Raw genomic sequence first — 9070 nt, 5'->3', positions numbered from 1 at the left:
GTTCAATCCCGGCTGGGACCACCATTTAGAAAATATAGCATTCAACTTCGGTTGGGTGCTTTTTCTATGTTTAGATAGATTTAATAGAAAATACATTTATTCTTCTTATTAATACTCAATCGTTTAAAACAAAGAGATTTTTCAAATATAATGTTATAATATTCAAAGGTTTCGATAATTTATATGAACCTAACTACATATTGAAAGGATACATAATATGGGATATAAGAATATAAGAAAGATAATGGATGCAGATGAGATAATAAAACTACTACCATTACCTGAAGAACTTAGAAAAATTAAAGAAAAACGTGATGAAGAAATTAGAAATGTTTTCAACGGCACAAGTGATAAATTCATCGTTATAATTGGACCTTGCTCAGCGGATAATGAAGAGGCAGTTTGTGAGTATGTTTCCAGATTAGGTAAACTACAAGAAAAAGTTAAAGACAAACTGATTATTATTCCTCGTATTTATACAAACAAACCAAGAACAACAGGGGAAGGATATAAAGGAATGCTTCATCAACCTGATCCTGAAAAAGAACCTAATATTTCAGATGGTATTCTTGCGATAAGAAAGATGCATATTCATGCATTAGAGATTTCTGGACTAACTGCAGCTGATGAAATGTTATACCCTGATAATCTTGCTTATATGGAAGACTTAATAAGTTACCATGCAGTAGGTGCACGAAGTGTTGAAAATCAACAACACCGCTTAACTTCTAGTTGTCTTGATTTACCAGTTGGAATGAAAAACCCAACGAGTGGCGATTTATCTGTCATGTTTAATGCTATTCAAGCAGCACAGTCAGGACATAATTTCATATATCGTTCAAATGAGGTGCAATCTACTGGAAATCCATATGCGCATGCTATTTTAAGAGGATATGTAAATCGACATGGTGAAAATATGCCTAATTATCACTATGAGGACTTAGAACTAGCTATCGACTTTTATGAAAAGCGTGGATTTGAAAATCCTGCGCTGATTGTTGATACAAATCATTCTAATTCTAGAAAAAGATATTATGAACAAACACGAATCGCAAAAGAAATTCTATATAGTAGAAAATATAATACAAAGCTTAAAAAAGTTATTAAAGGACTTTTGATTGAAAGTTATTTATTACCGGGTTGCCAAGAGATTTCTGAACATATGGAATTTGGAAAGTCGATTACTGATCCTTGCCTTGGTTGGGAAGAAAGTGAAGAATTAATTAACTATATAGCTGAAAACATATAAGTATCTGAATGAATAAAAGAATTCTTTGATACGAAAATGATGAAATGAATAGTACTTCAGAATTAGGAGTACTATTTTTATTTTCTAATTTATGAATAATTCATATTCCTTGTGCTAGATTGAGCTGTTTGCTAAGATTTCAATGAGGATGTGATAAAACATGAGGTTATGGCACAAAGATTTAATCGAGGTATTACCAAGACAACAATTACTTGCTCAATGGAGAGAGTTATGTTCAATTTATGCAAAAGAAGACAAACATATTCTCATTAATTTTATCTATGATTATTCACCGAGTCATTTATATACATATAGTCAACTTATTATGAATGAGATGATAAAAAGAAATTACAAAATATCAGATCAAGCTTTAAATCGAAATACAAATTATTTTAAAAATAAGAAAGTAAGAAAAATAAGATATGATCAATTATTTAAAGATAAAATGAATGATCATTATTTGAGACAGTGTTACTACAATTTAGAAGAAAAGTTTGATTGTTATTCAATTACACAAGGTGATTGGGAAAAAATTAAAGAGAAATTGAAACACCTGTATTAATGAAAAAGATACCCAAAAGTAACTAATATACAAAGTCTCGATAATATGTTAATTTTTTGACATGAGAAATATAAAAATGATAGGTACTTAGTCAAAATATTTCTTATAAGTTGAGAAATTAGGTATCAACAAACAGGGGATAATCATATAACGATTAATGTAGTAAAGTTGCAAATATAGTAAATGTATTAGCGGAGAGGTTGCTGTAAAAATGCATTGAACCTAATGTTGAATCCATTTCGCAAAAAGTGAAAGAGGAAAAAAACATGTCAAAAGTAAAAACAGAATACCCAAACTCATTTTTATTGGCATCGGATTTAATGGGAGGTAAATGGGCATCAATTATTCTTTGGCAAATTTATCAAAAGAATAATCGATTTTCGTTATTGCTTCGAGCAATTCCTGAAATCACAAGAAAGATGCTTATTACTCAGTTGAGAGAACTTGAGCAAAACAAACTTATACATAAAATTGTATTCAATGAAATTCCATTGCATACTGAATATGTATTAGAAGATAGTGCTCTTGAAATGATTCCAATTATTGAGCAATTACAAGTATTCGCAAAAAATTATGCTGACAAGCATGAAGTAATCATAAAATAAGTGCACTCAATGAGTGCACTTATTTTGCGAATAAATTGATACAAGTTGTGAAGATGATAAACACCATAACAACGTTGAATAATAAATGAATTTGTTTATCAGTAAATTTGCGATTTAGTTTTGCTCCTAACAAGCCACCAACGATTGCAGCAGGAATCATGAATAATAATATAGATAAATCATATTTCATGAAATCACCAGCTAATCCAACTTGGATAAGTTTAGATGATTGTGAGAATAAAATCATTATAATCGAAGTTACGGATGCTTCTTTTGGACCCATAGAGAAGAACATGGTTAAGGCAACTAAGTTAATAGGTCCACCACCAATACCAACAAATGTGGCAACCATGCCAAATACTAAACCTACTACAAAGAATAGAAGAGGATTTGTAAAATTCCAATGATACTTATATTTTAATTTATTCATATAAAGAAGTACTAGAATTAACAAAATCATGAGAATAAGGTTTTGAATCTGTTTTATTGGCAAAGTACTTTGTTCCATAATAAATGTTAAAATATTTTGACCTAAGATACCACCGAGAACAGAACCTAATGCTATCCAAGTAGATAATTTCTTGTTGATAGGTGTTTTTAAGTTAATGTGTTTCATTACACTAGAAAGTGACATGGAAAATACTGTGGCTGAAGATAATATACTTATTGCTGCTGTACTATAATTACCTGATAAATCAAGAAGAGGTTTAATGATAACACCGCCACCAATACCTGATATAGCACCAATAAGAGAAGCAAGTAAGGCAACAATTGTCGCAATCATGATGGTTCCTCCGTTTATTGTGATGACATAAGTATAAAATTTTATCGATGATACTACAAGCAAAACTCGTATAGTTTTTAAATAATCACATTGCTTGAAAAAAGAAAGCATAGAATGTTTAATTTAAATATAAGTACAATACGTGTGCTTTAACCGAAATCTTTGACGTTCTGATTTCAAAAGGAGGAATTACTATGAACGAAAACGATGCTTCTAAACAAATAAAGGATGCTTATATTTATGGTTATCCTGTAGTGGGGATGTATGAATTATTGTATCAACAAGTTTTAGGACCAAAAAAATCAACAACTATGAATGAATTCATTCATTCAGCAGTTATCTCAACACCGAAAACAACATTTATACCAGCTCCAAATAATGATACTACTTATTCTAGAGCTTGGTTGGATTTAAGAGATGAGCCAGTTATTATAGAAACACCGGATACACACCAACGCTATTATTCGATTCAACTTACAGATTTATTTACTAATGTTGCGGATAACTTAGGTAAACGTCTATATGGAACGGAACATCATTATTTTGCAATTATTGGACCAACATGGAGAGGTGATTTACCTGAAGATGTGATACCCATTCATTCCGATACAACATTAGCTTTAGCTTTTTTAAGAATACTAATTAATGGCGAAAATGATTTAGAAACGGTTAAAGATTTACAAAGTCATTTCATTATCAAACCTTTGAGTGAGTTTGTGAGTGGAATAAAGAGCGATAAAGATTTAACGAGCGAATTACCTGAATACAAAGTAGGTAATTATTATGAATTTTTTGAAACTTTAAATAATGTTTTAGCCCTTACACCAATGTTAAAACAAGATGAGAAGATAATTTTGGATATTAAATCAATTGGAGTAGGTCCAATGGGGGATCTTGCGATACTTAGAGGAATACCGGAAGTAATAGTAAACGATGCTTGTATTTCTGCTAGAGAGATTATTGATCAAGGTGGAATGCATTTTGGAGAAGAAATAAATCATTGGCGCATAGCAAGAAAAAACATTGGTGTATATGGAACTGATTACATGCAACGTTCTGTTGTGTGGTTTAAAGGTGCATTAGCAAACTCTCCTGAAGAATCGTTATATCCAAGTACTTTTAAGGATGCACAAGGTAATTTATTAACGGGTGTGAATAATTACAGGATACATTTTGATAAAGATCAATTACCTCCAGTGAGTCAGTTTTGGTCACTAACAATGTATCGCTTCAGTGATGCATTGTTAATTGATAATGAAATTAATCGTTATTCAATAGGTGATCGTACCAAAGGATTACATTTTGATGAAGAGGGTGGATTAACTCTTTATATTCAACATTTAGCACCAACAAATAGTGTTGAGAAAGCTAATTGGTTACCATCACCAAAAGAATCATTCTACATGACACTTCGCTTATATGGACCAAGTGAAGATGCGATTCAAGGTGTATGGGCGCCACCAGTCATAGAAAAGATTTAGTATGAAAAATAAGAAGTTTCATTATGCCTGGATTATTCTAATTGCAATGTCATTAATTCGTGGAGTATCGGGGCCTGGTATTAATGCTTCATCCGGTGTGTTTATGACTCCGGTATCTGAAACATTGGGGGTGGGAATAGGACAACTTTCCCTCTACTTAAGTATTTCATCAATTGCGACATTAATATGGTTGCCTATTGCGGGTAATTTGATCAACAAAAAGAAAGTGAAAACAGTAGTTGTACTCGGTGTTCTACTTCAAACAATTGCATTCATTGTTTTGGGATTCATGTCGAATATATGGGCTTGGTATATCCTTGCAGTGCCATTGGCAATGGGAGCTGCATTACTTGTAAATTTACTTGGACCAGTTTTAGTTAATCGTTGGTTTAATAAGAACATTGGTGTTGTTATGGGATTAATGATGATGATTACTAGTTTATTAGGTGCTGTTTTTCAACCCGTGTTAACAAACCTAATTGCGAATAATGGTTGGAGATTTACGTATATAGCATTTGGTATTTTTGGTTTAGTATTTATGTTGTTAGTTGGATTAATTTTCTTGAAAAATGCGCCTAATGATATGGGTTTGAAACCATTTGGATGGGATGAACAAAACAAAGTTGAAAGTACAAACCAAAAAGCAGAAGGGATACAAGCTAATAAAGCATTAAAATCTCCTGCATTCTTTACATTATTGCTATTCATGATTGTATTAACTGGTTTTGCAGCATTCCAACAACATATCGCAACATTTGGACTTGGTATGGGACTTGATATGGTAACAATCGGTAAAGCATTATCTATATCGATGATAGGTTCAGCGATTGGTTCGGTATTAATTGGTTTGTTAAGTGATCGATTGGGTATTGTTTTAACAAGTGTTGGTGTGATGGGTGTAGGAGTATTTGCGATTGCTTTGTTTTATATCAGCGATGGAAATACAATGATGTTTATCATTGCGACATTCTTACATGGATTAGCGATTTCATCTATTGGCGTTGTTGCGCCATTACTTACAATTAAATTCTTTGGAAGTTTAGATTATGAAAAGTTATTTTCAACGGTAATGATTGGTTCACCACTGGCATCCATAGTGTTAATGCCACTATATGGTTATATTTATGATACATTTGGAAACTATAACTATGTGTTTATTTTCTTACTTGTAGCCTTAATTGTTGCTAGTGCTGGATTAATCTTCGGATACAACAATAGTAAGAAATTACTTCAATCTAACAAAATGAATAATATTTAAAAAAGTTATTGAAATTTTTCAATAACTTTTTATGTCGATTATTTTGTTGTCTCTATAAACTTAATTGTTGCATCAATAATATCTTGTTGTTGTTGATTATCTGTGATGTCTGCAGGATTATCTCCTGATTGTGGTTTCGCGTCATTGTATAATGCCATTTGAGTATGATTTGCACCCTCTATTTTGATGAAATTCGTTGTTGCGGGTAAATACATACTTTTATCTAAAATGTCCTGTGGTGTTGCTAAACCGTCGTTAGATCCACTGATGCTTAATACTGGAAAACTTACATCACGTAAATTGGCATCTTTTGTTGTATAACTAGCATAAAGAATTAAACCTGCAACTTTATCTGGATTAGCATGTGCATACATGCTTGCGGCTGTCCCTCCCAATGAGAAACCAGCTAAATACCATTGATCAATTTCAGGGTATGTTTCCATGATTTTATTCGCTTTATCAATACCAAAGATGGCTAAATTGAATGGCATCTTTTGAATAACTACAAAAATATCTTCATTTGCGATTTGATTTGCGGCATATGCAAAACTTACAGGATCTACTTTACCACCAGGATAATAAATTAAACCAACTTTGGTATCAGAATTCGTAGGCTTAAAGGTAATCGTATCTTTTGTTTCAGTTACAGTTACTTTTTGCGTTGTTATCATGGATTCAACTGCTAAATCACTTGCGGGTAAATAAGATGTTAGATAATAAGTAGCATAACCTGCAATCAATATTAAGGCGATGATTACTGCTGTTAATATTTTATGTTTCTTAATAAAATTAGTTTTCATAAAAGACTCCTCTAATTTAATTATAAGGATGATGCTTTAAATATCAAATTTAATGATTTTTCGCTATAATAGTAACAGAGGAAATATTATGTCAAAAAGAAGCTACAACAAGAGTTTAATTAAAGATATGAATGATCGTTGCTATACGACGACGATTGAAAATACAAATGTTATTATGAAACCAATTCCAGAAACTAATGAAATTGGTGTTTTAGACCCGAGATTTTATAAAAAAATCAAATCAATTGCATCACTAACGAAATATGTACCAGATCAAGTCCTAAAACTAAGTCCTCGTAAACAAATCATTGAAGGTTTAAAAATGGGCTTTGATTTAAAGAAAAGTAAGACCATGACAGAAGATAGTATTAAAGTTGATCAAATTACAATTCGTGGTAAGGATAATAATTTATTACCACTTCGTATATATCATCCTGCGAATAAAGAAGAAACTGCACCTATTTTGTACTATATTCATGGAGGTGGTTTTTTCTCAGGTAATTTAGACGTATGTGATGAGTATTTACGTTATTTATGTATTCATTTTAATATACTTATTTTTTCAGTCGATTATCGCCTAGCTCCACAATATCCATATCCTAAAGGTCATGAAGATTGTTATGAGGGATTAAAATGGGTCAGTGAACATGCGGATTACTATCAAGGAGATTTAAATTCAATCTTTATTGCAGGTGATAGCGCAGGAGGAAATCTTGTTCATTATTGTGTTTTAAAAGATCGTGATGAACAACGAAATGTGATTAAAGGACAATTTTTACTTTATCCTACATTAGACTTAGCTTGTACTTCAGAAACAAGTGAGTGGTCATTGGATAAATATGAAATTAATAAAAAACAAGAAGCAGCAGTCATGCTATCCATTCAACTAATCAAAAATGGTGGTGTTGATATCATGAAGGGTGTTTTAAATGCTGATGTAAATCATGAGTACTTAACACCATGTTTGTCATCAATTACAAACCTACCACCAACACTTATTTGTGTTGGTGAGTATGATTATCTTAAGGTTGAAAACTTGGCTTATACAATAAAAAATCATAATATCGGTAATCCTGTTGAGATGATAGTTTATAAAGGAATGGGGCATGGATTTGCAGACTTCATCGGATATTTTCCTCAATCTGAAGATAGTGTAATTGAACTTGGTAATTTTATTTTAAAACATTCAAAACGAATCCAAACAGAACCTCGTAAATTATTAAGTGAGGAACAAATCAAAATTCTTCAGTCTGAAGATACATCCGATAGAAGAGAATACTCAAGAAGTTTGATTTCGACAATGAATCGCAAAAGTCGTATTGAAATCTTGGATAATAATCCTGTAATTGTTAAACCAATGATGGATGAAAAAGAAAAAGAGAAATTAGATAAACATGTAGTTTCCGATATTAGGGCTCAAGAATTCTTTATTCACTTAGCATCGGATATTTACAACAACATTAAAATTGATGATAAGGTATTTGAAGAAATTCGAAAATTCTTTAATGAAATAAAAAGCTTACCGATTGCAAGTAATCATATTTTAGTTGAAGACATTAGTATTACAGGTATTGATGGGAATGAGATTCCACTTCGTATATATCATCCTGCAACAAAAAATAAAAATAAATCTATCTTCTATTTTATTCATGGTGGTGCCTTTGTTGCCGGTTCAAATTTAGTTGTTGAACAGTTTGTAAAATATATTGTAGAAAAGTTCAATGTTGTCGCATTTAGTGTTAATTATCGATTAGCCCCAGAGAATCCATTTCCAAAAGGACACGAAGATTGCTATTCTGCGCTTCTGTGGATTCATAAGTATGCACACTTAATACATGGTGATACCAAGAAACTATACGTTGTTGGTGATAGTGCAGGAGGTAACTTAGCACAATACTGTGTTCTAAGATCGTTAAATGAAAATGGTCCTAAGATTAAGGGGCAAATGTTATTGTATCCAACTGTTGATTTAGTAGAATCATCGGATCAACACATTGAATGGGAAAATGCTCATTTTGAAACTGAAAATAAACATACTCAAGAAATACATGATGGATTAAATTCATTTAGAAAATATTTAAATCAATTCATGCGTAAAGCATTGAGTAGTGATGGCGATAACGAGTATTTGTCACCATACCTTGCTGATCGTAAAGATTTACCGCCGACACTGCTAGCGGTTGGTGAATATGATTTCCTTAAAATTGAATGTCTAGCCTATATGGGGAAACTGCACAAGAATGGTATTCAAACTAGAACAATTCTTTATGAAGGATTTTCTCATGGATTTATTGATTCAATTGGACATCATATGCAAAGTGAAGATCTTGC

General features: G+C 31.8%; 8 protein-coding genes. 6 read left to right on the top strand and 2 right to left on the bottom strand.

Going from position 1 to position 9070, the window contains the following annotated elements; all coding sequences use genetic code 11:
- Positions 1-199: 199 nt before the first annotated feature.
- The 3 genes from RR643_RS10310 (at position 200) to RR643_RS10300 (ending at position 2416) form a co-directional block, all read left to right on the top strand.
- Positions 200-1249 (top strand): 3-deoxy-7-phosphoheptulonate synthase, encoded by a 1050-nt coding sequence (locus RR643_RS10310; RefSeq protein WP_332472352.1) that lies wholly within the window; start codon positions 200-202, stop codon positions 1247-1249.
- A 160-nt stretch (positions 1250-1409) separates the two neighbouring features.
- Positions 1410-1811 (top strand): pyrimidine dimer DNA glycosylase/endonuclease V, encoded by a 402-nt coding sequence (locus RR643_RS10305; RefSeq protein ID WP_332472351.1) that lies wholly within the window; start codon positions 1410-1412, stop codon positions 1809-1811.
- A gap of 266 nt (positions 1812-2077) precedes the next feature.
- Complete coding sequence (locus RR643_RS10300; RefSeq protein WP_332472350.1) at positions 2078-2416, top strand: winged helix-turn-helix transcriptional regulator; 339 nt, start codon at positions 2078-2080, stop codon at positions 2414-2416.
- A gap of 19 nt (positions 2417-2435) precedes the next feature.
- Here the strand turns inward: RR643_RS10300 and RR643_RS10295 are convergent, their stop codons facing one another.
- On the bottom strand, positions 2436-3200 hold the full coding sequence (locus RR643_RS10295; protein ID WP_332472349.1) for a sulfite exporter TauE/SafE family protein: 765 nt from the start codon (positions 3198-3200) through the stop codon (positions 2436-2438).
- A 194-nt stretch (positions 3201-3394) separates the two neighbouring features.
- Here RR643_RS10295 and RR643_RS10290 point away from each other — a divergent pair, with 194 nt between their 5' ends.
- Entirely contained in the window at positions 3395-4681 is a 1287-nt protein-coding gene (locus tag RR643_RS10290; RefSeq protein WP_332483158.1) for a DUF1254 domain-containing protein, read from the top strand.
- Between the two features lies 1 nt (position 4682).
- Positions 4683-5939, top strand: coding sequence for an MFS transporter (locus RR643_RS10285; RefSeq protein WP_332483157.1), 1257 nt, complete (start codon positions 4683-4685; stop codon positions 5937-5939).
- Between the two features lie 38 nt (positions 5940-5977).
- On the opposite strand, the gene RR643_RS10280 is transcribed toward RR643_RS10285, so the two are convergent.
- Positions 5978-6739 (bottom strand): alpha/beta hydrolase, encoded by a 762-nt coding sequence (locus RR643_RS10280; RefSeq protein WP_332472346.1) that lies wholly within the window; start codon positions 6737-6739, stop codon positions 5978-5980.
- An 88-nt stretch (positions 6740-6827) separates the two neighbouring features.
- Here RR643_RS10280 and RR643_RS10275 point away from each other — a divergent pair.
- A partial coding sequence (locus RR643_RS10275) for an alpha/beta hydrolase (protein WP_332483156.1) occupies positions 6828-9070 on the top strand: 2243 nt, incomplete at its 3' end.

The sequence above is a fragment of the Anaerorhabdus sp. genome (genome assembly GCF_036637135.1).
Lineage (GTDB): Bacteria > Bacillota_I > Bacilli_A > Erysipelotrichales > Erysipelotrichaceae > Anaerorhabdus.
The sequence above is the reverse complement of the archived record's forward strand: the minus strand, read 5'-3'. Positions and strand labels throughout refer to the sequence as shown.